Raw genomic sequence first — 25,944 nt, forward strand, 5'->3', positions numbered from 1 at the left:
GAAAATGCTCCAATAGTTTGGTCATGTCTACGCAGGGAACCAGCGCAGCTCTTCAGGTGAATAGGAAATATCGATTAAATCTCCGATCCTTGCGCGCTGGGCGCTGACAAGGCGGATGAGGTGGTTAGTCCCTTCGATACCCAAAGTAAGGGCATGTCCGGTGCTTCTTGTCTGGGCGCGCAGCACACGCGCCTTGAATTGTGCCGGGCCTTCGCTCCCCAGCCTCATGGCCCGCTCGGGCAGCAGCAAAGTGCTCTTGGCAGAGGCTACCGGACCATCGGGCAACCGCACCGATGTGCCTTCCACCTGCCAGCCATCGCCATTGCGATCCGCAGGCAGCAGGCAGCCCAGCCGCAGGAAGTCAGCCACGGCCACTGTGGCAGGATTGCTGACCAGCTCATCAGGGCAGGCCAGCTGTTCTATCTTGCCGCCGCGCATGACAGCCACATGGTCGGCTAGCGTCAGCGCTTCGCCATGGTCATGGGTCACATAAACCGCGCTGAGATTAAGGTCGGCAACGAGATCGCTGAGCTCTTCGACCATGCATTCGCGCAATTCGCGGTCAAGGTTGGAAAGGGGCTCGTCAAACAGCACGAGCGGCGGTTCGGCAACGATGGCCCGGGCAATAGCTACGCGCTGTTGCTGGCCGCCGGAGAGGTCGGATGGGCGCCGCTCTGCCATGGCGCCAAGCCCGACCCGGTCGAGCGCCTTTGCGACACGGTCCCTGCATTCAGCGCCGGAGCGCCGCTGCATTTCCAGCGGGAAGGCGACATTTTTGGCAACGGACATGTGAGGCCACAGGGCGTAATCCTGAAACACCATGCCAAGGCCGCGCTGCTCGGGCGGAAGGGCGATACCTTTGGCTGGCGCGGCAACCGCGCGCCCCGCTATTTCGATTATGCCCTCATCGGGCAAAAGCAGGCCTGAGACGAGACGCAACAGGGTTGTCTTGCCACAGCCAGAAGGGCCCAAAAGTCCAAGGACCTTGCCAGCTTCAAGGGAGACGTCAATCCCGTCGAGAACTTTGTTCGCTCCATAACTCATTGATATTGAATGGATGGAAAGAGCCGTCTGCGAGGAATTGGTCATAAAGGGAGCTTTGTAGAAATATGGGCGCACGGGACTAAACACGGGACTGAAAATGGTGTGGTGTGTGGGGCGGTCTATAGGAGCTGTATATGACAGTCGTGTGAAGCTTTGATGTCAGCCGTCACATTGGGCCTGCCAAACGGGGCTTTTGTCCGTTCTTGCCAAAAGCCTTTACGCTGACAGTCTCAGAAGGCATAGTCAGGCCAACGCAACGCAGTTTCTCGCCTTTGATACGGCGGCGCCACACGGATCGGTTCGAAAGGAAAGGACACCCATTGCCCATGGCCGCATCGATACTCTCCAAAGCCCAAAACATCATGACAGACCCGCTTGCCCGGCCCCGGCTGGTGCTGGATGAGCAACCAAGAGATGTTTATGCGATCGGTGATATTCACGGCCGGCTTGATCTGCTCAAGCTGCTTGAGGGCATGATCTTCGCGGAAGCCAAAAGCCGGGCAACGCCGAGCCTCATTGTCTCGGTCGGCGATTTGGTGGACCGAGGGCCCGATTCCAAAGGCGTGATCGAGCATTGCCTCTCATCTCCATTGCCGAACAATGTTGAGCGGCTGGTGCTGTGCGGCAACCATGATCTGACCTTCTGCGAATTTCTCATGCAGCCCACCCTCTCTAGCCCGTGGATCGGATGGGGCGGCGTGGCAACACTTGCTTCCTACGGCATTGATTTGGATGATTTTGTTAAAACCGGCATGCCCGAGGGCGCGCTTTCGGGTTGGTTAGCCGAGCGGATACCGGCCAAGCATCGCGCCTTTCTAGCCCAATTGCCAGCCGCGCTCACCATGCCCAATGCCCATATCGTGCATGCCGGTATGCGCCATCATGTGCCCATGCAAGAGCAGACCATGCGGGATCTGCTTTGGATACGTGAGCCGTTCCTAGTGGAAGAACCGGCGTCAGATCGCCGGATCATACATGGCCACACGCCTTTTGACGTCCCGGAAGTCGGGCTTGGCCGGATTGGCATCGACACCGGCGCCGTCTATGGCAACGCCCTTACCGCCGTGCATCTGCAAGGGGAACGCTATCGCTTCCTAAGCGTGCCTGCCTGACAGGCAGACAAGGCCAAAAGGGGCCTTGTTCTTCCAGAGAGATGAGCTGCACGAAAGCAAAGAGACGCGGACTATCGCTTCTCCGCTTCGGTTTCCTCGTCAGCACGGTCAGGGGTGCTTTCCAAAGGGTCACTTGCCAGACTTTCGCCCTCATAGTCATCTGACAATTCTTCTTCAGCGATTTCGCCATCAGCCAAAAGAATGGTCTGCGGCGTACGGGTACGCATTGGAGAAATAGGAACAAACTGTCCCTTGTCCTCGTCATCAACCGCGACACGCTGGGTCATACGCCAGATGGTGAAGAGCAGGATGCCGATATGGGCCATCGTTGTTGAGACAAACAGACCATTGGGGCCTTGTACGGACATCAGCACACCACCCAGCAAGGGCCCGATCATCGTTCCGCACCCCATCAGCAGCAGTAGGCCGCCACTGGTTTGCAGGCCCTCGGAAGGATCCGCATGGTCGTTCGCATGCGCCACCAGCACTGGATAGAAGGAATAGACAGCAGCGCCGAAAATGGCTGAATAGATGACGGCGATCGTTGTTGTGGTCGGGGCATGGGTAACAAACATGCTGTCCGAAGCGATGGCAACCAGTGCAATTACAATCACGACCAGACGACGATCAATCATGTCTGACAGAAAGCCGATGGGGATTTGGGCGGCCGCACCCGCAAGAATGGACGCACTGACGAACAGCGCCACACCTGAGACCGACAGGCCGATATTGTGACCATACACGGCAACCAGAGTACCGAAGCTGCCGTTCGAGATGCCGGTCAGCAACACAGCGATCACAGCGACGGGCGAGTTCTTCCATAGGCGGGGTACGTTGAGTTTGGCCCGTGCCAACGGCACTGGCGCCTGGGATTTGGTGAGAGCTGTTGGCAAAAGCGCAATAACATAGAAGATGCAGGCGACGGTAAACAGCTGGAAAGTTTCCGGTGACCCAATGGCGATGACCATCTGTCCTGCGGTGCTCGCAAACAGGTTGACCATGGTATAAGTGCCAAAGATCATGCCTCGGCTTTCAGGCTCCGAGCGTTCCACCAGCCAGCCTTCAACGATCATGGCTGCACCTGCAAAGGCAAAGCCGGCCAGCGCGCGCAGAATGATCCAGGCGTAAGGCAAGACCAGCAGGGACGACATCAAGACTGAAATACAGGCCATGGCAGCCATCACGCTGAAAGCGCGAATATGGCCTACTCTCGTTACAAGTTGAGGAACCAGCAGGCAACCAGACACATAGCCCACGGCCCAGCCCGTACCCAGAAGACCGAGGTTAAAGCTCGAAAAACCCTCGATGCCGCCTCGAACAGGCAAGAGCATACCGGTTAGTCCACCAGCAAAAAACAGGAAGGCAGAACCGAGCAGAAGCGAAGCGATGGAGAACAGGCTACGGGACACAGAAAAATCCTTTTTAAAAAAGCACTGGTTACTCAAACTGATAAAAGAAAACCACAGCTGATTCCTGCAATCAACATAACAATCATGAGGGTGCGATCAGACGTGGCGATATGTCCCTGATCCTCAGCATGAAAAAGGGGCATCACTCGGATAATGAGCGACGCCCCTCTTTGTTCCAAACAAATCGGCTTTATTGAGCCTTATGAAGCTGTCGCGGTATCATCCTTCTTTTTGCCTTTGAACAGGTTGGCAATGCCAACCACAAAGACGAAGAAGGCAGGCACGAACAAGAGGCCAAGGAATGTGGCCGTGATCATGCCGCCGAACACACCGGTGCCGATCGCATGCTGGGTTTCAGCACTGGCGCCACTGGAAAGCATCAGAGGCACTACACCAAGCGTGAAGGCAAGCGAGGTCATCAGGATCGGTCGCATACGCAGGCGGGCGGCCTCCGTCACGGCATCCAACAGACTGTTCCCTTCGTCGTAAAGTGCGCGGGCGAACTCGACGATCAGAATGGCGTTCTTGGCTGAGAGCCCGATGATGGTGATCAGACCGACTTTGAAGAACACGTCATTCTCAAGACCGCGCAGATACACCGACACGACGGCACCGATCACACCAAGCGGAATGACAAGCAACACCGAGAAGGGAATAGACCAGCTTTCGTAAAGAGCCGCCAGCACGAGGAAGACAACGAGCATGGACAAGGCCAGCAGCATTGGCGTCTGCGCGTTGGTATTCTTCTCCTGCAGAGACTGTCCGGTCCATTCGATGCCAAAGCCTTCAGGCAGCTGGCTGGCCAGACGTTCCATTTCCAGCATTGCCTCACCGGCAGAAACGCCTGGTGCGGCGCTGCCGCTGATACGCTCGGCAGGCAGGCCGTTGTAGCGAACAAGCTGCAACGGGCTCTGCTCCCAAACCGGCTTCACGACTTCTGAGAGTTCAACCATGGCTCCGGTGGAGCTTGGCAGGTTGAGCTTCAGCACGTCCTCGATCTGCATGCGGAATGGAGCATCAGCCTGTACGGTGACGCGGCGCAACTGGCCCTGATAACTATAGTCGTTGACATAGTTGGAGCCCATGGCCGAAGACAGTGTCGACGCGATGGAAGCAAACGGCACGCCAAGAAATTCGGCTTTCTGCCTGTCAATTTCAAGCCGGATGCTGGCCCCCTGTGGCAAGCCGTCCGGACGGACACCTGTCAGCAGATCACTTTGCGCGGCCATGCCGAGCAACTGGTTTCGTGCGTTGACCAATGCTTCGTTGCCAAGACCTGCACGATCCTGAAGACGCATGGCAAAGCCCGAAGAAGTGCCAAGCGATGGAATGGATGGCGGCAGGATACTGTAGATCTGCCCTTCCGGAGCTGCAAACATGGTGCGGTTGGCGACATTGGCCTCATCGGCCGCCGACGAGTCACGTTCTGCCCAGTCATCCAGCGTGGTAAAGGACAATGCGGTGTTGGCACCCATGCCGCTGAAGCTGAAGCCCACGACGGCGAACACATCCTTGGTCGCTTCACGTGTATGAGCATGTTTCTCATACATGGCAACGATTTCCTTGGTCCGCTCCTGGGTTGCCTCTGATGGCAAGCTGTAAAGGGTAATGAAAGACCCCTGGTCTTCCACCGGCAAGAACGAGGTTGGCAGTTTGATGAAGCTGTAACCAAGCCCGGAGACAATGGCCAGATAGAGCACTGCCATGATCGCAATCTTGCGGGCAAACAACGCCACGATGCGGACATAGACATTGGTGATGCCGTCCAGCCCGCGGTTGAACCAGCCAAAGAAACCGCCCTTTGATGCATGGTGATCCGGGTCGATCGGTTTGAGCAGGGTCGCACACAGCGCCGGCGTCATCGATAGGGCAAGGAAGGCGGAGAACAGGATCGACACAGCCATGGACATGGTGAACTGTCGATAGATCTCACCCACGGCGCCAGACGACATGCCCATTGGGATGAACACTGCCGTCAGAACCAGCGTGATGCCGATAACGGCGCTGGTAATCTGCTTCATGGCCTTTCGGGTTGCCTCCTTTGGAGGCAGCCCTTCGGTCGCCATGATACGCTCCACATTCTCCACCACAACGATGGCGTCATCCACGATGATACCGATGGCGAGCACCATGCCGAACATGGTGAGCACGTTGATCGAGAAGCCCGAAGCATACATGACGACAAGTGTACCCGCCAATGCAATGGGGGCAACGATCGCCGGAATGAGCGTGTAGCGGATCTTCTGCAGGAACAGCAACATCACCAGGAACACAAGGACCATGGCTTCGATCAGCGTATGGACCACCTTCTCGATGGAAATCGCAACGAATGGTGAGGTGTCATAGGGCACTGACCATTCCATTCCGTCCGGCATTGCGGTGGCCAGATCGGCCATGCGGTCCTGCACTGCCTGAGACACGCGCATGGCGTTTGCCCCAGGAGCCAGCTGGATGGCCATGGCCGCTGATGGCGAGCCATTGATCCGTGAGACAAAGGCATAGGTTTGTGCGCCGACTTCGACGCGCGCTACATCACCCAATGTCAACTTGGAACCATCCTGATTGGACTGCAGAACGATATTGTTGAATTCTTCCGGCGTACTAAGCTGTCCTTCCACTGTGAGCGGAACACCAATTCTCTGCCCTTCCACCGTTGGTTCTGCACCAACACGGCCCGGCGAGATCTGCACGTTCTGAGCCGCAATCGCGCTTGTCACGTCGGAAACAGACAGCGAGTAGGAGAGTAGCTTGTGTGGATCAATCCACACACGCATTGCCTTTTTGGAAACAAAGGACTGCACGCGCCCGACGCCAGCCACACGGTTTAGGGGCTGAACGAGATTTCGCTCCATATAGTCGCCCAGATCGAGGGCGGTCAGGGTGCCGTCAGGAGAGGTCAACGCAACGACCATCAGGAAGCCTGAAGAGGAGGATTCAATGGTCAGACCGGTTCGCTGCACCGCTTCGGGCAGGCGAGGCTCGATCGACTTGATCTTGTTCTGAACATCGACCTGCGCCAACTCGGGATCAGTGCCGGATTCAAAGGTTGCGGTAATGGTTGCCATGCCCGAAGAGTTGGCGGTAGATTCAAAATAAAGCAGATGCTTTACACCGGACAATTCGGGCTCGATGATGCTGACGACACTGTCGTTGACCACTTCGGGAGACGCGCCGGGATAGGTCGCACGAATGGATACGCTGGGAGGCGCAATATCCGGATAACGCGTGACCGGCAGCAATGACAGGGTCAACAGCCCGCCAAGCACGATAAATATCGCTATGACCCATGCAAAGACGGGTCTATCGATGAAAAAACTAGGCATCAGAAATTCCCGTTACTGTTTGGGCTGTTCTGCGGGGGTCGCATTCACTTGTGCGCCGTCCTGAGTAACCCGTGTCTGGCCGCGAATGATGACAGTCTCATTCGGTTCAAGACCTTCGGTGACGATGTAGCTTCTCTTGACCAGCTCGCCCAGAACCACATTCTTGAAATGCGCCTTGCCTTCGTCGTCAACCACAACGACGCGCGCATCTCCTGTCACTCCGCGAATAATGGCCTGCTGAGGAAGCAGCAAGGCATTCTCTACGATCTGACGGGGTACCAGAGCACGAACGAACATGCCGGGCAGCAGATCCTGATTGGGATTTTCCACCAGCACGCGCATGGTCACATCGCCAGTGGCTTCATCCACCGTGACGTCGGTAAAGATTGGCTGGCCTTTTTGCTCATAGGCCGTGCCGTCGACACCCAGAATTTCGATGGAGGAGGAATCCGGCGCCAGATTGGCCATCTTCTGCATCTTGAGCAGATCAAGGGCCGACCTGCGCAAGTCGACATACACCTTGTCAACCTGCTGCACCGTCGCCAGTGCCTGAGACTGGTTGGCCGAGACAAGAGCGCCTTCGCTCACCAGAGCCGCTCCGATGCGGCCATTGATAGGGGAGCGAACCGTGGTGTGATCAAGGTTGATCTGCTGGGCTTTCAAGGTGGCCTTGGCAGCTGCTACGCTCGCCTCGGCGCTTTTGGCTTCGGCCTGTGCGCTATCATAGGTCTGCTGACTGGCAGATTTTTTCTCGAACAGCTGTCTGGCACGATCCAGCTGGATATTGGCCAAATCGAGAGACGCTTCAGCGCTGGTCAATGCGGCGCGGGCATTGTCGACCTGCGCTTCATAGGTTTCCGAAGCGATCTTGAAAAGAGGTTGGTTTTCCTTGACGTCGGCCCCCTGTTCAAACAGGCGCTCTTCGAGAATGCCACCAACCTGCGGGCGAATAGCCGCCGTGCGAAAGGCCGAGACGCGCCCGGGCAATTCTTCGCTGATGGTTACCGTCTCGGGCTTGATCTGCATGGTGGTGACCATCGCAGGCGGGCGTCCCGCGCCCTGAGCCGAGCTGGAGGTTGGTGCAAAGGCGAGACCAATCGCAAGGCCCATCGCAACGGTTAGAATATGTTTTCTGGAAGAATGGGTCATATTGCCTTCCACTACTTTCAAAAAAGAGATCATCATCTTGCAAGAAATGCTCCTGCAAGACAAAAGACTGTTGGTGACACACGTAAAGTGGTCATAAGAGGTGGACAGTTTAGCACTTGTACATATGTCCAAATTGCACTGATGTCCAGTTTGATTTTATTTTTAAGGCGATTTATTTAACAAATGCCTTGATTCTCAAATGTGACAGGATCAGGCACGTGTCGCTTTGGAAAATAAAATGTCATATCTACCTAAAGAGCAAAGGCGCTCCGAGATTATCGAAGCGGCCATTGATGTTATTCAGCATCAGGGGCTGGCTGCTGCAACCGTGAGGAATGTCGCGAAAGCCACAGCTTCTTCGCCCGGCCAAATTCATCACCATTTTGACTCTGCCGATGCATTGCGTGCAGAAGCGCTGCTGTGCCTGTGGCAACGTATGAAGATCGAGTTTCTTAGTCAAATCAAAACTACGTCACCGCTCGAAACGCTGATCGCCAATCTTGGCGGCTGCGCCCAGAAAGAAGTCAAGGAAACCTTTGCTCAGCTTTACAAGGACTTGCTGGAAGCTTCGCGTATGAGTGAGACCATGCATGCTGTTCTCATGCAGATCATGAATAATAGTAAGGTTAAATATAGCGAGTTGCTCAAAGCCGCCCAGGAAGAAGGCGAGCTTCACCAAGACGCCGATATCGAAAAGCTTGCACTGTCCATCCTGGCTCTCGCTTTCGGTTTTGGCTTCATGAAAGACATCGCCTTCACGAACTACGAGGTACATGACGTCGTGCGCTTCCAGATTGATCTGGTCAACCGGGCCTGTGGTGGCAGCGCCTGATCTGACGGCCCCGAGTGGCCCTTTGGGCTGCGATAATATGCCAGCCTGAAAAGGGTTTCCCGCACCTGGCTCAGGCTGGACAAGCCTTGCAACGGGCGTTAAATCAGAGCCCGTCACCGCAAAAAAAGTGAAAAGACAATAAGGGTTGCCGTACCTCTTTCCGTCCTTATCGCCCGGCAACCAAGAGCCAACCGAAAGCGATTTCCCATGACACTCCCCTCTTTGCCCCAACGTACCTTCTGCATGATCCGCCATGGCCAGACGACGGCCAACCGGGATGCCATCGTCGCCGGTGCGACCGATGTGCCCCTGTCTGATCTTGGCCGGGAACAGGCCAGCAAGCTTTCCAGCCTCCACTGGCTGCAAGAAACCAGCCTGTTTGTTAGCCCCAAGACTAGAGCAATGGATACCTGCCAGCTGGCCTTTCCGGATCGCACTTTCGAGATCCATGAGGATCTGCGCGAGAGAGATTGGGGTGAGTTTGAGGGCAAACTGGTAAGCGACCTGCCCTCGCGCCATGCCGAGCCCAAGGGGGGCGATACATGGGATGAGCTGCTCGCGCGCGTGCTCAAGGCGATTTCGGAATGCTGTGCCAAGGCTGAAGACAGCTTGCCGGTCTTCGTGTGCCATGCTGGGGTCATCCGCGCAGCAATGGTTCTGGCAAGCATTGGCAATGATGTTCCCACGGCCCCTAATGCGAAGCCACTTTTTTTCCGCTGGACCGGTGAGGGGCATGAAATGACGGATCAGCTTGCAGGTGTTCTTCAGCTCTGACTTGTCTTCTGTTGGAGAGGTCTCTGCTCTCTGCAAAGAAAATGGCCCGTCAAAGCAACGGGCCATTATTGTATGGAGTGATGTTGATCGCCTTCAGTCAGTCATTCTGGCCAGCGGTCAGGCGAGCGCAGAAACCGCGTCTTTGACGCCTTTCTCCTTGATAGCTCTATAGGCCTCTTCCAGTGAAATCTTGAGCGCGGCGCTCAGCGCCAGCTCTGCAGGGAAGACGCCTGATTGCTGCATGAGGTTGGAAACGATGATTTCTATGCTGTCCCCTTGTGCCAGCTCTTTGAGCTTTTCGGAGAGCGGATCGCGCACATCAATCGGCTGTCCTTCCAGATCCACCCCGCTCACATAGATCATCCAGCCAGCCACCAGTAGGGCAAGCCGAGGGTAGGGCGTGCCAGCCTTGAGGTGATGGGCAATGGATTCCAGCGCGCGTTGGGGGAGCTTCTGGCTGCCATCCATGGCGATTTGCCATGTGCGGTGACGAATATTCGGATTGCAATAGCGCCCGATCAAGGCATCAGCATAGGCACCAAGGTCGACCCCTTGCGGCGCTTCCAGCGTCGGGGCCTGCTCCTTGATCATCAAGGCATGGGCCGCCGCCTTGTAGGCTTCATCGCCCATGGTATCGGCGATGGTCTCATACCCGCCCAGATAGCCAAGATAGGCAAGGAAAGAGTGGGAGCCGTTCAGCATCCGCAGTTTCATATTTTCATAAGGCAACACATTGCGGGTGAAGGTGGCTCCGGCCTGATCCCAGTCTGGACGCCCCGAGACGAAGTCATCCTCGATCACCCACTGACGGAAGGGCTCGCACAGGATACCGGCCGGATCAGTATAGCCGATGTAATCGGCCAGGATCTGATGGCTTTCTTCGGTCATGGCCGGCACGATGCGGTCGACCATGGTGGAGGGGAAGCGCGCTTCGGTTTCGATCCATGCTGCCAGATCTGCATCCACCGCGCGGGCAAAGTCCAGCACGGCGCGTTTGGTCATATGACCGTTGGAAGGTAGGTTGTCGCATGAGAGAATGGTGAAAGGCGGCTTGCCCGCCTCGCGACGCTTGGCAAGACCGGCAACCAGCGTGCCGACCACCGTCTTGGGTGCATGGGGGCTTTCCAGATCGGCCTTCACCATCGGATTGTCAAAATCCAGCCCGCCATTGGCCGTCAACGTGTAGCCTTTTTCCGTTACGGTGATGGAAACCAGTTCGATGCCGTCCTCGGAAATCGCGTCAACAATGCCTTCCGGCCCCACCTGCGCCATGTGGCGATGGTCAATCACGGAGCCAACGATGCGGGCGTCCTGCTCTTCGGCGCCATTTTCAACCACGGTGTAGAGATAGCCGCGCTCGGCCAGACCATCAAGCAGGTCTGTCGGTCCCATAAGTTCGATTTCGCGATAGGCCCAATCCGTTCCGCCTGCGCCGATCAATTGATCGGTATAGACGGCCTGATGGGCCCGGTGAAACGCGCCAAAGCCAATATGGCACATGCGTACCTTGAGGGCATCGCGATCATAAGCGGGGCGCCTTACGGTTTCTTTTGCTGCGTCGAAAATGTCGGAAGTCATATCAAAAACTCTTGCGTTGAGTGGCCCGGAGTAGAATGACACGGGTCAGCATAAGTGGAATTATACGGGCAAAGAGGCGAGAGCCGCTGGCAATGGCGCGGCGGCTCTCTGGCTTCTCTTTGCAGGAGCGGAAAAAGGCAATATCCGCTAACCAAATGCCCAGTTGGGCAAGAAGAGCACCAGCTCTGGTACAAACAGGAGTAACAGAACAAGGCACAGGATGGCCAGCATGAAAGGCAGACTTTCTTTCACATACTCCTCGATTGGCGTGTCCAGAAGGCTACAGACGGTGAACATGGCCACTCCGACCGGCGGCGTCATGGAACCGAAGGTCACGATCGTCATCATTAGGATGCCGAAATGCACAGGGTCTACCCCGGCGCTCTTGATGACCGGCACAAAGATCGGCGTGAGCAGCAACACCAGAATGGTGCTCTCGAAGAATAGCCCCGAGATCAGAAGAAAGATCAGGATAACCCCGACGATCAAATGCGGCTCACTGAGAGAATTGAGCAGGAAGCCCGCCACGCTCTGGGGCACCTGCATAAAGATGATGGCAAAACCGATCATGCCACTCATCAGGATGATCAGCATGATCATGCCGATATCGGAAAGCGCATGGCCGAAAGCGCGCTTGATGGAATCGAATGTCATCACCCGATGGGCAAAGCTGCCGATCAGAATGGCATAGACCACGGCGAAAGCACCCACTTCCGATGGGGTGAAGATTCCGCCGCGGATGGAGATGATCAGCAACACAGGGAACAGTAGAGCCCATTTGGCGTCCCATGCCGCCCGGCCCACTTCGCCAAGGGTCGGCTTCTCGGCCGCTTCAATCACATAATTGCGCCGCTTGGCGATGACGAAGGCGGCAACCATCAGGAACAGCATCATCAAAAGGCCCGGAACCACCCCGGCCAGAAACAACCGGCCAATGGAAACCTGCCCCACATAGCCATAGAGAATGAGCCCAATGGAGGGCGGGATGGTTGCCGTGATCAGAGAGGAAAGCGCGATGACTGACGCCGTGTAGCCCTTGGAATAGCGATTGGCCAGCATCTGCGGTCCAAGCACCCGCGCTTCCATGGCTGCATCTGCCACAGCCGAGCCGGAAACGCCCCCCATCAGTGTCGACAGGAAGATGGACACAAGAGCCAAGCCTCCGGACATCCAGCCGAGCGTTGCCTTGGAGAAGCGGAACAGGCGATCGGTTATGTCGCTTTCATTCATCAGGTGTCCGGCCAGCACGAAGAAGGGAACGGCCAGAAGCGGAAAGCTCTGAGACACCGTGGCAATCTTTTGCACGCCGATGGAGACCGGCATGATGTCTGAAGTGAGGAAGAAGACGAAGCCCGAGATCCCGATGGCAAAGGCCACCGGAGCGCCCAGAATCATGAGAATTGCAAAGATAAGTGCGATCAGTCCCATGGGTTAGCCCTCCACAGCATCTTGTTGGTTGGCCAGCTCGTCGGTGCTCTTGGGACGGGTGAAGACAAGCCGTTTTGTTTCTTCTCCCGAACGCCACGAAAGGACCGTGTTTGAAAGAATGGAGATGGTGAGCAGGATCGAACCAGCTGGCACCGAAATGGTGACCCACGCATAGGAGAGACCGGAATCGCCGAATACGCGTTGCCAGTTGAGCATCGTCAGCTTGTAGCCTTCATAGGCCAGCACCAGAAGAAAGGCGATGAAAAGGAAAGCCAGCGCTGTTTCAATCAGGCGGCGCGCTGCGAAGGGAAACAGGCGGACCAGAAAGTCTACGCCCAGATGCACGCGCTCGCGCATGGCCCGGGTTGCCCCAACAAAGCACAGCCAGATGAACAGCAGCTGCGCCAGATCCACCGACCAGATCAGCGGATGGCCAAAGAAGCGCATCACTGCCGCGATAAAGACCAGAAATGTGATCACGGCCAGCAGCACCGCGCCAACAAAAAATTCGATTTTTCCAAGAAACCCCGGCATGACAGCCTCGCTTTTTGTTCATTCCTTCAAGACGGGGGACGAAAGAATGATGCGGTTTATCGTTGAAGTGCGCAAGCCTTGGTGACCATCTCGCAGGTGAAAGTGTACGCTTGAGATTGGGCCGCGTTGGGCGAACTGCCGCAAGGGGGCTTGCGACAGTCCTGATGCATGCTATTGATTATTCGGCGGCCATGGCGCGCAGTTTGTCGCGCAGGTCGCCATAGCCCAGATCGTCATAGACCTTGGCGGTGGCTTCCTTGAAAGGCGTGACATCGACTTCGCGCACTTCGACGCCTTTTTCCTTCAGCTCTTTTTCGATGCCTTCGAAGGATTTGAGCGTGCCATAAGAGGCAATGTCACCTGCTTTGAGGGCTTCTTCGCGAAGAACGGTCTGAAGATCTGCAGGCAGGCTGTCGAACCACATGGCAGAAGTGACCATGCCGGTGATCAGGTTGATATGACCGGTCTTGGTGACATACTTGATGACCTCATCCAGCTTTGCGCCAACAATGGCGGGCAACTGGGCTTCGGCGGCATCAATCACGTTGGACGACAGAGCCGAATAGACTTCACCCCATGGCATCGGGGTTGGCGTTGCGCCCATGGCGGCAATGGTGCCGGTCCAGACAGGGGCGCCCGGCGTCCGCATGCGGATGCCGTTGAGGTCTGCGGGAACGTTGATTTCCTTGTTGGTCAGCAGATGGCGCTCGCCCTGCCACCAGTTGAAAGAAAGGATCTGATGACCGGAAGCGTCATGCAGTTTCTTGACCCATTCTTCAAACAGATCAGAGGTGACAACCTTGCGGATGCCTTCATAGCCAGACGCCAGGAAAGGAGCGCCAAGCACCCCCAGCTCTTTCTGGAAAACGGCGAGACGACCGCCGTCGACAATCACGGCCACCGGCGCACCGGCGCGGGCCTGTTCCAGCACGTCTTCATCAGGGCCGAGCTGGGAATTGGGGAACAGTTTGACTTCGATGCGGCCATCGGATGCGTCCAGAACACTGGCCTGGAAGGCTTCAAGGCCCTTATAGAGCGGATCGCTGGTGGCCAGAGCAGTATTGATGCTCAGGGTATAGTCGGCAGCCATGGCTGCGGAGCCGAGAAGGCTGGCAACCGCGCCAGCCAGAATGGTTTTGCTAATAGCCGAAAATGACATTTGTTCCTCCCAGTCATTGTCGATGGGGATCAACCGTCCCCGGGTTCAAATAGTTCAGGTTTTTCTTGAGCGATCTGCGGCAGATCCTTCAGGATGCGCCGCAAGTGGGACCGCATGGCGGCCTCTGCCGCTGTAGCGTCGTGGACAGCAATCGCCGCAACGATGGCATTGTGCTGTTCCAGCAATTTCGCGGTATTATGCTCAACCAACGAGAGATAGCGGACACGGTCCATCTGCGCCTTCTGGCTTTGAACAACGGCCCAAGCGCCCATTTTGTGGGCCACCTCGGCCAAGGTCTGATGGAACAATTCATCCAGCGCGATGAAGGCATCCGGATCATCCGTCTCCACGGCCCGTTTTTGATGTTCGATCTGGTTTGCCAGCTCGCGGTCTACTGCCGCGTCATGGGTTTCCGCCACGAGACGCACAATGTCTGCTTCGATTGCCTCGCGCACAAAGCGGGCATCCATGACGGCGTTGGGGGAGATCTTTTTCACAAAGCTGCCCCGGTTGGGCAGGATATCGAGCAGACCGTCATTGGCCAGCTTGATAAAGGCCTCCCTTACTGGCTGGCGCGAAACAGCAAAGGCAGTGGCCCATTCGGCCTCTGACATGCGGCTTCCCGGCGTCAGTTGGTTGCGGATGATTTGTTGGCGCAAAATCCCGTGAATCTGCGGTGCCACCGGCAAACGCAAATCAATTTCCTGTTGCTCCAACCCATCAAGCAGCGACATAAGCTATCCTCCAATTGCTAACCACCATACCGGCATACCACCATACTTGTCAACCGGCTTTGGCTGTGATAAAGATTGATATAACGCGGCAACAGAGCGCAGAGGCATTGGACCATATGCGCATTGCGGCCGGATAAATTGCACCGGAGGAACCGGTCATGCACCCTTGTCCTTGCGAATTCGGGCAGTCGGGCGCCAAGAACAACATACGGGAGACGGCAAATGCGTCAGACGTGGCGGTGGTTCGGTCCTCAGGATCGAGTTGGGATTAAGGACATGCTTCAGGCCGGTGTGGAAGGGGTCGTCAGCGCCCTGCATCACATTCCAACCGGCGATATCTGGAGCCCCGAAGAAATTGCAGCGCGCCAACAGCTCATCGCTTGCAAGAAGGATGGCACACCTTCCGGTCTGGCATGGGAAGTTGTCGAAAGCCTGCCTGTTTCTGAAGACATCAAGCAGCAGATGGGCAACTGGCGCACCCATATCGAGAATTACAAGCAAAGCATGCAGCATCTGGCCGACGCCGGCATCAAGATCATTTGCTATAATTTCATGCCGGTGCTGGATTGGACGCGAACGGATCTGACCTATCGTCTGCCGAGCGGCGCCACCTGCATGCGGTTCGATCTGATCGACTTCGCAGCCTTTGATCTGTTCATTCTGGAACGGGCCGGAGCGCACGAAGACTTCCCCGACGATGTGATCGAAGAAGCCAAAGGTCGCTTCGAGCGCCTTGATGATGCCGGGCGCGAGCTGTTGGTCGGATCAATCATTTATGGCCTACCCGGAGATGCCGAGGCACCTTCCATGGCAAATGTGCGGGCCAACCTTGCCCAGTATGACAATATCTCCCAGGAGCAACTACGCAGCCATTTTGTTGCCTTTCTGGAAGAAGTGGCTCCAGTGGCCCAAACCCTTGGCATGCGCCTTTGCTGCCACCCGGATGATCCTCCGTTCGGACTTCTGGGCCTGCCACGCATCATGTCCACTGAGGCGGACTACAAATATATGATGGATGCGGTCGATATTCCTGCCAATGGCATCACGCTTTGCTCCGGCTCACTGGGGGCGCGCCCGGATAATGATCTGCCCGGCATGATGAAACGCCTTGGTGATCGGGTTCATTTCCTGCATTTGCGCAACGTGGCTCTGGAAAGTGACGCGATCAAGGGCTCCTTTTATGAATCGGAACATCTGGGCGGACATGTGAACATGGTTGCCCTCATGCAAGCGGCGCTGGATGAAGAGGCAAGGCGCAAGGTGGAAGGCCGAGATGACTGGTCGATCCCCATGCGGCCTGACCATGGTCTCGATATTCTCGACGACCAGAAGCGCAAGGCCCAGCCGGGCTATCCTGCCATTGGCCGCTTGAAGGGGCTGGCCGAACTGCGCGGGATCATGGCAGCCCTTTTGTCTCTTTGACGGCAAAACAGACAAATTTATCAACACGATAAAATTGGAAAGCAAACTGGGTCGGCAAACTGCCGGCCCTTCTTTTTCGTCCCTGCTACAAGCAAGACCGCCGACGGCAAGGCGATATCCGTACTAGCCCTGTTGACACCGGCTTGTCACCTGAGGTCTGTTATTTATCATATTAATAAGCAAGGCAGCCAGCCAGAAGGAACAGTGTGGTGACACCCGTCGAAAATATTGAGCATCTCGAGATCGAGCATCTAGAGGTCGGATTTGATATTCCAGCCCGACCAGGCATGAAGGAAGCCGATATTCAAACCCCGTGTCTTGTTCTTGATCTTGATGCATTGGAACGGAATATTGCCAAGATGGGGGCCTATATCAAGGCCCATGGCATGCGCCACCGCTTGCATGGCAAGATGCATAAATCAGTCGATATTGCATTGCTGCAAATGGAAATGGGCGGCGCTTGTGGCGTCTGTTGCCAGAAGGTTTCCGAGGCGGAAGTCTTTGCCCGTGGCGGTATTTCCGATGTTCTCATCTCCAATCAGGTGCGCGATCCACACAAGATAGATCGCCTTGCCAGCTTGCCCAAACTGGGGGCGCGCACGATTGTGTGTGTTGATGCTCTGGAAAATATTGACGAGCTTTCCGAAGCCGCCCGCGCCCATGAAACAGAAATCGAATGTCTGGTCGAGGTCGATTGCGGGGCAGGGCGCTGCGGTGTCTCAACTCCTCAGGAAGTCCTGATCTTGGCCAAGGCCATTAACAAGGCTTATGGACTTAAATTCTCCGGTCTGCAAGCCTATCAGGGATCCATGCAGCATCTGCCTGCTTATGCCGACCGCAAGGCCAAGATCGATGCTGCCGTTCTTCTGGTCAAGGACTGTCTGGCGCTGCTGGACGAAGAAGGGCTGGGCTGTGATATTGTCGGTGGCGGCGGAACTGGCTCCTACTATTTCGAATCCACTTCCGGTGTCTACAACGAATTGCAATGCGGCTCCTATGCCTTCATGGATGCGGACTACGGGCGCATTCTTGATGAAGATGGCAAGCGCATCGATGAGGACGAATGGGAGAATGCCCTGTTCCTGCTGACATCCGTGATGAGCCATGTGAAGGCAGACCGTGCCATCGTGGACGCGGGCCTTAAGGTACAGTCTGTCGATAGCGGCCTACCGGTCGTTTATGGGCGGGATGATGTGACCTATCTGGAATGCTCTGATGAACATGGAACCATCGCCGACCCTGACGGTGTTCTAAAAATCAACGAAAAGCTGCGCCTTGTGCCGGGTCACTGCGATCCGACCTGCAATATTCATGACTATTATGTGGGCGTGCGCAAAGGGGTGGTCGAATGCCTCTGGCCGGTGTCTGCCCGCGGAAAGGCCTATTAGGCAAGACGAATCGGGCCACAAAATAGCAAATGGGCGAGCGGCCCCATGCCTAATGGGGCACGATGCCTTGTGGTTTGCTGTCCTTGCCAAGCCAGCGCTTGACGGTGTTGCGGTCTATCGAGAGACGCTGCGCCGTCTTGCTGATATTGTAATTCTCCTGCTTGAAAATCTGGTTCACCTTCGCGGCAATCATCTCGTCAAGGGTCGAGCCCTCCAACAGACTTTCGGATGCCGTGCCATCGCTCGATATCCGCCCCATATGATGGGTTTCCGAAGAGAGGAGCGGCGTGTCGAAATCATGCAGGCTTTGCAGCGTGGCAAACTTCTCGGCGCAATTCTCAAGCTCGCGTACATTGCCCGGCCAGCTATGGTGTCGCAATTCCTTTAGCAATTTGCCAGACAGCGGCGGCACCGGAATAGATTGCAAATGGCAGGCCTTTTCCAGAAAACGGGTGAAGAGCAGCTCCGGATCTCCCTTCCGGTCGCGTAGAGGGGGAATTTTAAGATCCAGCACATTGAGGCGATAGAACAAATCGGCCCGCAACCGCCCCGCCTTGATGGCTTCAAGCGGGTTCTTGTTGGTTGCGGCAATGATGCGCACCTTGATCGGGATGACCTTATTGTCGCCGATTCGCATGATTTCGCCCGTTTGCAAAGCGCGCAACAGCTTGGCCTGCAGAAAGACATCCATTTCGGTCAATTCATCAAGGAACAATGTGCCTTCATGGGCCAGCTCGAACAGGCCGATTTTGCCGGCACGGGACGCTCCGGTGAAGGCCCCCGGCGCATAACCGAACAACTCGCTTTCCAGCAGGTTGCCGGGCAAGGCGGCGCAGTTCACGGCAACAAAGGGGCCGTTTGAAAGCGCCCCCGCATTATGGATCGACTGGGCAAACAGCTCCTTGCCGGTCCCCGTTTCACCCACAATCATGATGTTGCTGGCTGTGCGGCTATAAAGCTGAGCCATCTCCACCAAACGCTTCATCTCCTGACAATGATAGATGATATGCTCGAAGGTATATTTGGCGTAAAAGCCGCTTTCGCTCAGTTTCTTGCGGATCAGGTTGCCTGCATCCTGAATTTTCTGCACCGGCTGGAAGAGAATGACCGAGGCATTGTCGGAAAGCTTCTCCGATGAGACGGGGATATGATCCAAAGCCAGCTTGTCGTCATGACAGGTTACGATCATGTTTCGGGCATGGGCTTTCTTGCGGAAGGCCTTGCTGAGTTCGGGCGTATTGAAGAAACCGGCAATATTGGATCCAAGCAGATCATCGCGCTCCTGTCCCAATATCGTGCAGCCCTGTCTGTTGATCTCGTCGATCTGGCCTTCACTATTGACAAGAACAGCGCCATCCCGCGTGCAGTCGAGCACGGCCTCGAGCTTCTTCTCAGCCAGAAAATAGCGGTTCAGATTTTTATAGACGAGCATGGCGCGCTCAAAGGCATCGACGATGGTTTCCATGCTGGATTCGATCAGATAGGCGTTGAGCCCCTTGGATTTGGCCCACTGGAAGGCAACGGCGTCGCCGATCACCACATCCGGATTCCAATGCACCAGCGTATCCATCCGCTCCTGAAAGCTCTCCTTCTCGCGCAATTCGAACGAGCGATAATTGCGCGATAGAATGGTGCAAATGGGGGAAACAAGATTGATGAGGGGGGCAAAGCCAACAATTCCCACCCGGCTCGTCTCTGTTGTTTCCTTATAGACAAAGGCAAGTGTGCGCTGCACCGAGGCCTCCACCTCGATCACCTCGACATCAAGCGAACGGCGAATGAGGCGCGCGGTGCCCCCGCGGCTGATGATGATCTTGGCTCCGTCATCAAGCGCGCGCTTGGCTGCTTTCACGCCCTGATGCAAATCGCCCAGATAGGCCTTGGCCGGGTAATTGGATGTATCGATGATGCTCTGCGCCTTGATGCGGATCTGCTCAAAAGGCGCGATAAACGCAATAACCATGACCTGATCTCCCCCTCTGGTCGCAAGCAAGTATGCGGGCGGAGGGGCGAAATTGCAACGAACTGCTGATGCGATATGCATCAACAATTAGTGCAAACCACCACAGCTACGCATCAGGCTATCTTCTTAGTTTCAGAAAAAAGAAACTTATTTTCAATCGGTTAGGCGAGTGGCACGCGAATTGCAAAAATTTCGTTAAGGCGCACCAAGAACGTCATTGCTTTTACGAAGTTGAAATGAGAGGAGACAACTACATGAAAAAGGATCTTTTCAAAGTCCTTTTGCTCGGGCTTACAGTGCTCGGGCTGACACCGCTACAAAGCGGCCAGGCATCGGCCGAAGATGGTCAGGTGCTCAATATTGCCCACCCCGTTTTACAGCAGAACTGGTCGCCCCTTCAGGGAGGAGGACACGCGGCACGCTGGCAATCTCTTAGCTGGGCTGCCCCAATGTATTTCGACAAGGACGGCAAGCTGACCCCTTACGTTCTTTCAAGTGTTGAGTCCGATGACAGCTATGTCAATTGGACCCTGCATGTCAATCCCGATGCAGTCTGGTCTGACGGCTCCAAGATCACGGCCGAAGATGTGGTCGGCACATGGAATCTGTCCGCCCGTCCGGCAACCAAGCACGCCCGCGTTAACCTGTTCCTTGGTGGCGTTGAAGGCTTCAACGACGTGGTCGTCGGCAAAGCAAAAGACATGACGGGATTGTCCGTCACCGATGACGCAACGGTGAGCGTCAAGCTCGCAAGCGCCGACCCGATCTTTGACCAGAAAATCGCAACGGCGCTGATCGCACCGGTGAAGATTTCTCAGGCTGAAGACGAGAATGGCAATGAAAAGTCCGATTGGTGGATGCCTCAGAATGGCGTCGTTGTCTCCGGTCCTTTCATGCCGGAAACCATGGACCTTGACCAGGGTGTTCTGACACTCGTACCGAACCCGAACTTTTTTGGTCCGAAACCAAAGCTTGAAAAAATCGTCCTGACCACTGTGGCTGATGCCAGCACAGCAACCCTGATGCTCAAACGCGGTACCATGGATGCTCATACCGAGCTCATCACGCCGACGATCATTCAGGACCTTGGACCTGACTTCCTTGGTGGCCCTGCGCTTGCCAAAGGCCAGCAGTTCTGGATCAATATCAAAAAGCCACCAATGGACGATATTAACGTCCGAAAAGCTCTGATCATGTCCATCAATCCTGATGAACTCGCTCTTGCAGCTTTCCCCGATGGCCCCTTCACCGCTGCATCCCAGATCCTTAACAAGGTTCCCGGTGTGGATCCGGACTTCAAGAAATATCCATATGATCCCGAAGCTGCCAAGGCTGCCCTTGCTGCCTCAAAATACAAAGATGCCAACCGCCTGCCAAAAATCATGTTTGTCGGTATTTCTACCCCGACCCATGAAGCCGCTGCCCAGTATATCGCTGAACAATGGCGCAAAACACTTGGCATTCAGGGCATTGAAATGAAACCTGCCATCGAAACCTATTCCGGCCCTGACCAGAAGAGCGTTCAGATCTTCCGTGACGATGTCGGCACGCGGGTTCCTGATGCGGTTTCCTACCTGATGGGCTCGATCTATTCGAAGTCCGGTAACGCCCGCAACAAGCTGGGTAGTTACAAAAACGACAAGATTGATGCCCTACTCGAAGAAGCATCCGTCAAGGGTGTGAAAGACCCGGACCGCATCAAACTTGCACAGGAAGCACAGCGTCTCTTCCGTGAAGACTGGACCTACATTCCTTACTACTACGACGTGATGTCGAAATGGGCCATGCCATGGGTCATGAATTTCGACAAGAACGATGACTGGCAGGTCATCGAGCCTTGGAATGTAACCATCGACGAAGCAAAACGTCCGTAAGGACGGCGAACCTGGACGGGTCGTGGTGGTCTCACTTCCCGTCCTTTTTTCCCGAATTCGCAAGGATGACTTGATATGGGACGCTACATCTTATTCCGACTTCTGAAGTGGATTCCCTCGGTTTTTATTCTTCTTCTGTTAATCTACGCTCTCGTGTTCTTCGGAGCAGGCGACCCGATCAAGCTTATCTTCCTGCAGGCTCCGGGGGATGTGGCGTATGATCCGGACAGAGTTGAAGCCATAAGGGATGCCGCTGGCCTGAACCGGCCGTTTCTGGTTCAGTTCATGGACTATCTGGGCAATATCGCGAACGGCAACTTTGGCAACTCGCTGGTTTCCGGTCGCTCGGTCAACTCGATGATCAGTGCAGCGCTTCCGGTGACCCTAAAAATCGGACTCACCGCGATTTTCCTGCTCTCCATCGTTGGCATCATTCTGGGCGTGATCGCCGCGCTCAATCAGAACAAGCTTCTTGATAACCTGATCGTGGGCTTTGCCCTCATCGTTTGGGGCATTCCGGTTTTTGTTGCCGGTCCGCTGATCATCGTCTTTCTCGTGCTGGTTATGGATATGGACGTGCCCTATGGCTGGAGTGGCCTGCTCAGTTTCAAAGTGATTGTCCCCCTTCTGGTTCTGGGGCTCAACCCCATGGCGCTGATCATTCGACAGGCGCGCGCCGGTGTGCTTGAGGTGCTCAGTGAAGACTATGTCCGCACAGCCCGCGCCAAGGGCATTCCGAATTATCAGGTCGTGGTCAAGCATATCATGCGCCCCGTGCTGACGCCTGTTGTCAGTCAGATCGGCCTTCTGGTGATTGCCACGCTCAACAACTCTATTCTCATCGAAAAGGTTTTCGGGCTGCCCGGCCTTGGGCGCCTCACCGAAACCGCAATCAAAACCTCGGACTATCCGGTCATTCTCGCGATCGTGTTGATCTTCTCGACGGTGGTCATGGCCTCCAACCTGCTGGTTGATATTTCCTATCCGCTGCTTGACCCCCGCGCGGCAGCCAAAAAGACAGGAGACGAATAATGACGGACAATACGCTTGAGCTGCAACAGGAAGAGAAGCAGTTCAGTCTGGCCAAGGATGCCTTTGACCGGCTGATAGCCAACAAGCTCGCCGTGATCGGCATGCTGCTGGTGGTGTTCCTGTTCTTCATCGCCATTTTCGGCCCCTATATCACGCCTTACGACTTCTTGTCGCAGGATTTGCAGGCCCGCAATCAGGCGCCAAGCTGGGCACACTGGTTCGGCACCGATGATCTGGGGCGCGACATCATGAGCCGCGTGATCTATGGTGCAAGAACTGCCGTTATCGTGGCCTTCTCAACCACCTTTCTCAGCCTGATTATCGGTATTTTCATGGGCTCGCTGGGTGGCTATTTTGGCGGCAAGGTGGATGCTTTCATCGTCTGGCTTATCGACATCACTATGTCGGTGCCCTCTCTGCTGCTGGTCATCGTCATCAACGTTTCGATGAAGCCACGGCTGGTCAACTGGATGGATGAGCAATTCCTGCTCACGGGTAACTCTTTCTATCGCAATACCATTCTGGTGGACTTCGTGCTGGTGTTCGGCTCTCTGGCCCTCATCAAATGGCCCAAGGCGGCCCGCATCATTCGCGGCCAGATCATGTCGGTGCGCAACAAGAACTATGTGCTCGCCGCCGAGGCCATCGGGGTGCCGACGCCCAAGATCGTCTGGAAATATGTCATTCCGAACTCAATCGGTCCGATCATCGTCTATATTAGTGCCGCTCTTGGGGAGGCGATGGTGTTTGAATCGTCCTTCTCCTTCCTGGGTGTTGGCGTGCGTCCTCCAATCCCCAGCTGGGGCAACATGATCTCGGATGGATTGCGCGTCTGGCAGCTCTATCCGCACATTCTCGCAGCGCCTGCCGCAGTGCTTGCGTTGGTCACCATCGCCTTCAGTTTCCTTGGCGACGGCCTCAACGATGCGCTCAACCCGCGGCAATGGAAATAGAGACACAACGAACAGCTAAAGGGAGGGCGCTTTGACCAAACTTTTGGAAGTGAACAATCTGCATACGCGCTTCAAGGTGCGCAATGGCTATCTTTACGCGGTAAACGGTGTTTCCTTCACGCTCGACAAGGGGGAAATGCTCGGTGTGGTTGGCGAATCCGGATGCGGCAAGAGCGTATCCATGATGAGCCTGATCAGACTGTTGCCACCAGCGGCCCAGATCACCCAGGGCGAAGTCTTGCTGGAAGGAAAGGATCTGGCCAAAGCCAGTGCCAGCGAAATCAACATGGTGCGCGGCTCCAAGGTCGGCATGATCTTTCAGGATCCGATGACCTCGCTCAATCCGTTTATGAAGATCGGTGCGCAGCTGTGCGAGGGCATCATCTATCACAAGAAGATGAGCCGGGCCGATGCCATGAAGCAGGCGGCCAAATATCTCGATCTGGTGGGTATTTCCAACAGCGAGCATCGCTTACATGAATATCCCCATCAGCTCTCGGGCGGCATGCGCCAGCGCGTGATGATCGCCATGGCGTTGCTGGGCGAGCCCGAGCTGGTGATTGCCGACGAGCCGACTACGGCCCTTGATGTGACCATTCAGGCCCAGATCGTGGAACTGGTCAAGGAACTGCGTGAAAAGCTCAACATGTCGATCATCTGGATCACCCATGACCTTAGCCTCTTGGCTGGCATGGTGGATCGCATCATGGTCATGTATGGCGGCAGTGTGGTGGAAGAAGCGCCTCTGGATGAAATCTACAAGAGCCCGCGTCACCCCTACACCATCGGTCTGCTCAAATCGATCCCGAGCATCAAGACCGAGGCAGGCAGTCGGCTCCCTTCCATTGCGGGGGCTCCGCCAAATCTGTTTGTGGAGCCGCAAAGTTGCCCCTTTGCCGCGCGCTGCGCCTATCGCAAGGAGCGTTGCACCAAGGAGATACCACCACTGGAGCCGGTCTCCGGCGCTGGCGCCAACCCGCACCATCGCATCGCCTGCTGGGTGGATGTAACCAAAGAGCCTGCTGAGCCCAAAGAGGGGGGGATGCTATGACGCGTGCAGCCAAGCAGCCACTGGTCAAGGTGAAAAACCTTGTCAAATATTTCCCCATCAAGATCGGCGCTTTCGGAAGTGAGAAAGCGGTCGTGCATGCCATCGATGACGTCAGTTTCGATATATTCAGGGGCGAGACCCTGGGGCTCGTAGGCGAGTCAGGATGCGGCAAATCGACGACTGGTTTCACGATCCTGCAGATCTATCGCTCCACGTCCGGAAGCGTCGAATTTGAAGGGGTTGATCTGGCCTCCCTGTCCAAACAGGAGCTGCGCGCCATGCGCAAGCGGGCCCAGATTGTCTTTCAGGATCCCTATTCAACGCTCAATCCGCGCATGACCATCGGTGAAGCGCTGGCTGAGCCGATGAAGGTCCATAAAATCTGCCCTGACAATGAGATTCAAGGCCGAATTGCCCAGCTTATTCGCGATGTCGGGCTCAATCCCAATGTCGCCAATCGCTATCCGCATGAATTCTCCGGCGGCCAGCGTCAGAGGATCTGCATTGCCCGTGCTCTTGCGTGCAATCCGGAATTCATCGTCTGTGACGAACCTATTTCCGCGCTTGATGTGTCCATTCAGGCCCAGATCATCAACCTCTTGATGGATATTCAGGAGAAATACAATCTCACCTATCTCTTCATCGCCCATGATCTGGCCGTTGTACGCCATATCAGCGACAGGATTGCAGTGATGTATCTCGGCAAGATCATGGAGATTGCCGAAAAGAAGGATTTGTTCAAGAGGCCATTGCATCCCTACACCAAGGCGCTGCTGTCGGCCGTGCCGGAAGCAGATCCGGATATCGAACGCCAACGCCAGCGGATCATTCTCAAGGGGGATGTTTCCAACGCCATTGATCCGCCAAGCGGCTGTCGGTTCCACCCGCGTTGTGCCTACGCAACAGATGCCTGTGCGCAATCCGTACCGGAACTGGAGGATTATGGCGATGGACATCAGGTCGCCTGCCTGCGTCTGGACGAGATTGCCATGGAAGAAAAACTGGAAACTGAAGACGCCTGACCTTGGCTCTTGAGCAATCCCGATGGCCCCATTTCGCAGGACCACACTGACAACGCGGGCGGCAGACCAACCGCTTTCGCCCGTGCGTACTACCCGTTTATGCCTATTCGCCACCTATTATGCCGAGAATCTTGCCGGGCATCGCATGTGGCGCCGATCATAA

At 55.7% G+C, this 25,944-nt stretch carries 20 protein-coding genes; 10 read left to right on the forward strand and 10 right to left on the reverse strand.

Features of this window, described 5'->3' with window-relative positions; genetic code table 11:
- Positions 1-27 precede the first annotated feature (27 nt).
- On the reverse strand, positions 28-1,089 hold the full coding sequence (locus tag BM258_RS04695; protein WP_090069468.1) for an ABC transporter ATP-binding protein: 1,062 nt from the start codon (positions 1,087-1,089) through the stop codon (positions 28-30).
- 281 nt (positions 1,090-1,370) lie between these two features.
- Between BM258_RS04695 and BM258_RS04700 the strand changes: the two genes are divergently transcribed.
- Positions 1,371-2,156, forward strand: a complete 786-nt coding sequence (locus BM258_RS04700) for a metallophosphoesterase (protein ID WP_090069470.1) — start codon at positions 1,371-1,373, stop codon at positions 2,154-2,156.
- Between the two features lie 71 nt (positions 2,157-2,227).
- On the opposite strand, the gene BM258_RS04705 is transcribed toward BM258_RS04700, so the two are convergent.
- The 3 genes from BM258_RS04705 to BM258_RS04715 all read right to left on the reverse strand — a co-directional run bounded on the left by BM258_RS04705 (position 2,228) and on the right by BM258_RS04715 (position 8,037).
- The gene (locus BM258_RS04705) at positions 2,228-3,565 is read right to left on the reverse strand and encodes an MFS transporter (RefSeq protein WP_210186659.1); all 1,338 of its coding nucleotides are present in this window, start codon (positions 3,563-3,565) and stop codon (positions 2,228-2,230) included.
- 200 nt (positions 3,566-3,765) lie between these two features.
- On the reverse strand, positions 3,766-6,888 hold the full coding sequence (locus BM258_RS04710; RefSeq protein ID WP_090069473.1) for a multidrug efflux RND transporter permease subunit: 3,123 nt from the start codon (positions 6,886-6,888) through the stop codon (positions 3,766-3,768).
- Positions 6,889-6,900: 12 nt separating this feature from the next.
- A complete protein-coding gene (locus BM258_RS04715; protein WP_175527918.1) occupies positions 6,901-8,037 on the reverse strand; it encodes an efflux RND transporter periplasmic adaptor subunit in 1,137 nt (378 codons plus the stop codon).
- Positions 8,038-8,275: 238 nt separating this feature from the next.
- On the opposite strand from BM258_RS04715, the gene BM258_RS04720 reads away from it, so the two are divergent.
- Together BM258_RS04720 and BM258_RS04725 are read left to right on the forward strand one after the other, a co-directional pair.
- Positions 8,276-8,869 carry a TetR family transcriptional regulator gene (locus tag BM258_RS04720; RefSeq protein WP_090069478.1) on the forward strand — a complete coding sequence of 198 codons (594 nt, stop codon included), beginning with the start codon at positions 8,276-8,278 and terminating at the stop codon, positions 8,867-8,869.
- 207 nt (positions 8,870-9,076) lie between these two features.
- Positions 9,077-9,643 (forward strand): histidine phosphatase family protein, encoded by a 567-nt coding sequence (locus BM258_RS04725; protein WP_090069481.1) that lies wholly within the window; start codon positions 9,077-9,079, stop codon positions 9,641-9,643.
- A 117-nt stretch (positions 9,644-9,760) separates the two neighbouring features.
- Here the strand turns inward: BM258_RS04725 and BM258_RS04730 are convergent, their stop codons facing one another.
- The 5 genes from BM258_RS04730 to BM258_RS04750 form a co-directional block, all read right to left on the reverse strand.
- Complete coding sequence (locus tag BM258_RS04730; RefSeq protein ID WP_090069483.1) at positions 9,761-11,221, reverse strand: mannitol dehydrogenase family protein; 1,461 nt, start codon at positions 11,219-11,221, stop codon at positions 9,761-9,763.
- A gap of 147 nt (positions 11,222-11,368) precedes the next feature.
- On the reverse strand, positions 11,369-12,649 hold the full coding sequence (locus tag BM258_RS04735) for a TRAP transporter large permease (protein WP_090069486.1): 1,281 nt from the start codon (positions 12,647-12,649) through the stop codon (positions 11,369-11,371).
- Between the two features lie 3 nt (positions 12,650-12,652).
- On the reverse strand, positions 12,653-13,183 hold the full coding sequence (locus tag BM258_RS04740) for a TRAP transporter small permease (RefSeq protein ID WP_090069489.1): 531 nt from the start codon (positions 13,181-13,183) through the stop codon (positions 12,653-12,655).
- A gap of 178 nt (positions 13,184-13,361) precedes the next feature.
- Positions 13,362-14,342, reverse strand: coding sequence for a C4-dicarboxylate TRAP transporter substrate-binding protein (locus BM258_RS04745; RefSeq protein ID WP_090070363.1), 981 nt, complete (start codon positions 14,340-14,342; stop codon positions 13,362-13,364).
- A gap of 29 nt (positions 14,343-14,371) precedes the next feature.
- Complete coding sequence (locus tag BM258_RS04750; protein WP_090069492.1) at positions 14,372-15,076, reverse strand: GntR family transcriptional regulator; 705 nt, start codon at positions 15,074-15,076, stop codon at positions 14,372-14,374.
- A gap of 222 nt (positions 15,077-15,298) precedes the next feature.
- On the opposite strand from BM258_RS04750, the gene uxuA reads away from it, so the two are divergent.
- Both uxuA and bhcC read left to right on the forward strand, forming a co-directional pair.
- Complete coding sequence (gene uxuA, locus BM258_RS04755) at positions 15,299-16,498, forward strand: mannonate dehydratase (RefSeq protein ID WP_090069494.1); 1,200 nt, start codon at positions 15,299-15,301, stop codon at positions 16,496-16,498.
- A gap of 209 nt (positions 16,499-16,707) precedes the next feature.
- Positions 16,708-17,886 carry a 3-hydroxy-D-aspartate aldolase BhcC gene (gene bhcC / locus BM258_RS04760; protein ID WP_342029349.1) on the forward strand — a complete coding sequence of 393 codons (1,179 nt, stop codon included), beginning with the start codon at positions 16,708-16,710 and terminating at the stop codon, positions 17,884-17,886.
- A gap of 49 nt (positions 17,887-17,935) precedes the next feature.
- Here bhcC and BM258_RS04765 read toward each other — a convergent pair whose 3' ends face one another.
- Positions 17,936-19,849 carry a sigma 54-interacting transcriptional regulator gene (locus BM258_RS04765; protein ID WP_175527919.1) on the reverse strand — a complete coding sequence of 638 codons (1,914 nt, stop codon included), beginning with the start codon at positions 19,847-19,849 and terminating at the stop codon, positions 17,936-17,938.
- A gap of 254 nt (positions 19,850-20,103) precedes the next feature.
- Here BM258_RS04765 and BM258_RS04770 point away from each other — a divergent pair, with 254 nt between their 5' ends.
- From BM258_RS04770 to BM258_RS04790, 5 genes are all read left to right on the forward strand, one after another.
- Positions 20,104-21,723: an ABC transporter substrate-binding protein gene (locus BM258_RS04770; protein ID WP_244544596.1), complete on the forward strand. Its 1,620-nt coding sequence runs from the start codon at positions 20,104-20,106 to the stop codon at positions 21,721-21,723.
- Between the two features lie 75 nt (positions 21,724-21,798).
- Positions 21,799-22,755, forward strand: coding sequence for an ABC transporter permease (locus BM258_RS04775; RefSeq protein WP_090069501.1), 957 nt, complete (start codon positions 21,799-21,801; stop codon positions 22,753-22,755).
- Positions 22,755-23,708 carry an ABC transporter permease gene (locus BM258_RS04780; RefSeq protein WP_090069504.1) on the forward strand — a complete coding sequence of 318 codons (954 nt, stop codon included), beginning with the start codon at positions 22,755-22,757 and terminating at the stop codon, positions 23,706-23,708. Before BM258_RS04775 ends, BM258_RS04780 begins: the two co-directional genes overlap by 1 nt.
- Before the next feature lie 31 nt (positions 23,709-23,739).
- Entirely contained in the window at positions 23,740-24,759 is a 1,020-nt protein-coding gene (locus BM258_RS04785) for an ABC transporter ATP-binding protein (RefSeq protein WP_090069506.1), read from the forward strand.
- A complete protein-coding gene (locus tag BM258_RS04790) occupies positions 24,756-25,781 on the forward strand; it encodes an ABC transporter ATP-binding protein (protein ID WP_090069509.1) in 1,026 nt (341 codons plus the stop codon). The genes BM258_RS04785 and BM258_RS04790 overlap by 4 nt, the downstream gene beginning before the upstream one ends.
- Positions 25,782-25,944 lie beyond the last annotated feature (163 nt).

Source organism: Cohaesibacter marisflavi (genome assembly GCF_900115225.1).
GTDB lineage: Bacteria > Pseudomonadota > Alphaproteobacteria > Rhizobiales > Cohaesibacteraceae > Cohaesibacter > Cohaesibacter marisflavi.

Excerpts from the sequence above, each read along its gene's own strand:
- BM258_RS04695 (WP_090069468.1), bottom strand. The coding sequence starts at position 1,089 with ATGACCAATTCCTCGCAGACGGCTCTTTCCATCCATTCAATATCAATG.
- BM258_RS04700 (WP_090069470.1), top strand. The coding sequence starts at position 1,371 with ATGGCCGCATCGATACTCTCCAAAGCCCAAAACATCATGACAGACCCG.
- BM258_RS04710 (WP_090069473.1), bottom strand. The coding sequence starts at position 6,888 with ATGCCTAGTTTTTTCATCGATAGACCCGTCTTTGCATGGGTCATAGCG.
- BM258_RS04715 (WP_175527918.1), bottom strand. The coding sequence starts at position 8,037 with ATGACCCATTCTTCCAGAAAACATATTCTAACCGTTGCGATGGGCCTT.
- BM258_RS04720 (WP_090069478.1), top strand. The coding sequence starts at position 8,276 with ATGTCATATCTACCTAAAGAGCAAAGGCGCTCCGAGATTATCGAAGCG.
- BM258_RS04725 (WP_090069481.1), top strand. The coding sequence starts at position 9,077 with ATGACACTCCCCTCTTTGCCCCAACGTACCTTCTGCATGATCCGCCAT.
- BM258_RS04730 (WP_090069483.1), bottom strand. The coding sequence starts at position 11,221 with ATGACTTCCGACATTTTCGACGCAGCAAAAGAAACCGTAAGGCGCCCC.
- BM258_RS04735 (WP_090069486.1), bottom strand. The coding sequence starts at position 12,649 with ATGGGACTGATCGCACTTATCTTTGCAATTCTCATGATTCTGGGCGCT.
- BM258_RS04740 (WP_090069489.1), bottom strand. The coding sequence starts at position 13,183 with ATGCCGGGGTTTCTTGGAAAAATCGAATTTTTTGTTGGCGCGGTGCTG.
- BM258_RS04745 (WP_090070363.1), bottom strand. The coding sequence starts at position 14,342 with ATGTCATTTTCGGCTATTAGCAAAACCATTCTGGCTGGCGCGGTTGCC.
- BM258_RS04750 (WP_090069492.1), bottom strand. The coding sequence starts at position 15,076 with ATGTCGCTGCTTGATGGGTTGGAGCAACAGGAAATTGATTTGCGTTTG.
- uxuA (WP_090069494.1), top strand. The coding sequence starts at position 15,299 with ATGCGTCAGACGTGGCGGTGGTTCGGTCCTCAGGATCGAGTTGGGATT.
- BM258_RS04765 (WP_175527919.1), bottom strand. The coding sequence starts at position 19,849 with ATGGTTATTGCGTTTATCGCGCCTTTTGAGCAGATCCGCATCAAGGCG.
- BM258_RS04770 (WP_244544596.1), top strand. The coding sequence starts at position 20,104 with ATGAAAAAGGATCTTTTCAAAGTCCTTTTGCTCGGGCTTACAGTGCTC.
- BM258_RS04775 (WP_090069501.1), top strand. The coding sequence starts at position 21,799 with ATGGGACGCTACATCTTATTCCGACTTCTGAAGTGGATTCCCTCGGTT.
- BM258_RS04780 (WP_090069504.1), top strand. The coding sequence starts at position 22,755 with ATGACGGACAATACGCTTGAGCTGCAACAGGAAGAGAAGCAGTTCAGT.
- BM258_RS04790 (WP_090069509.1), top strand. The coding sequence starts at position 24,756 with ATGACGCGTGCAGCCAAGCAGCCACTGGTCAAGGTGAAAAACCTTGTC.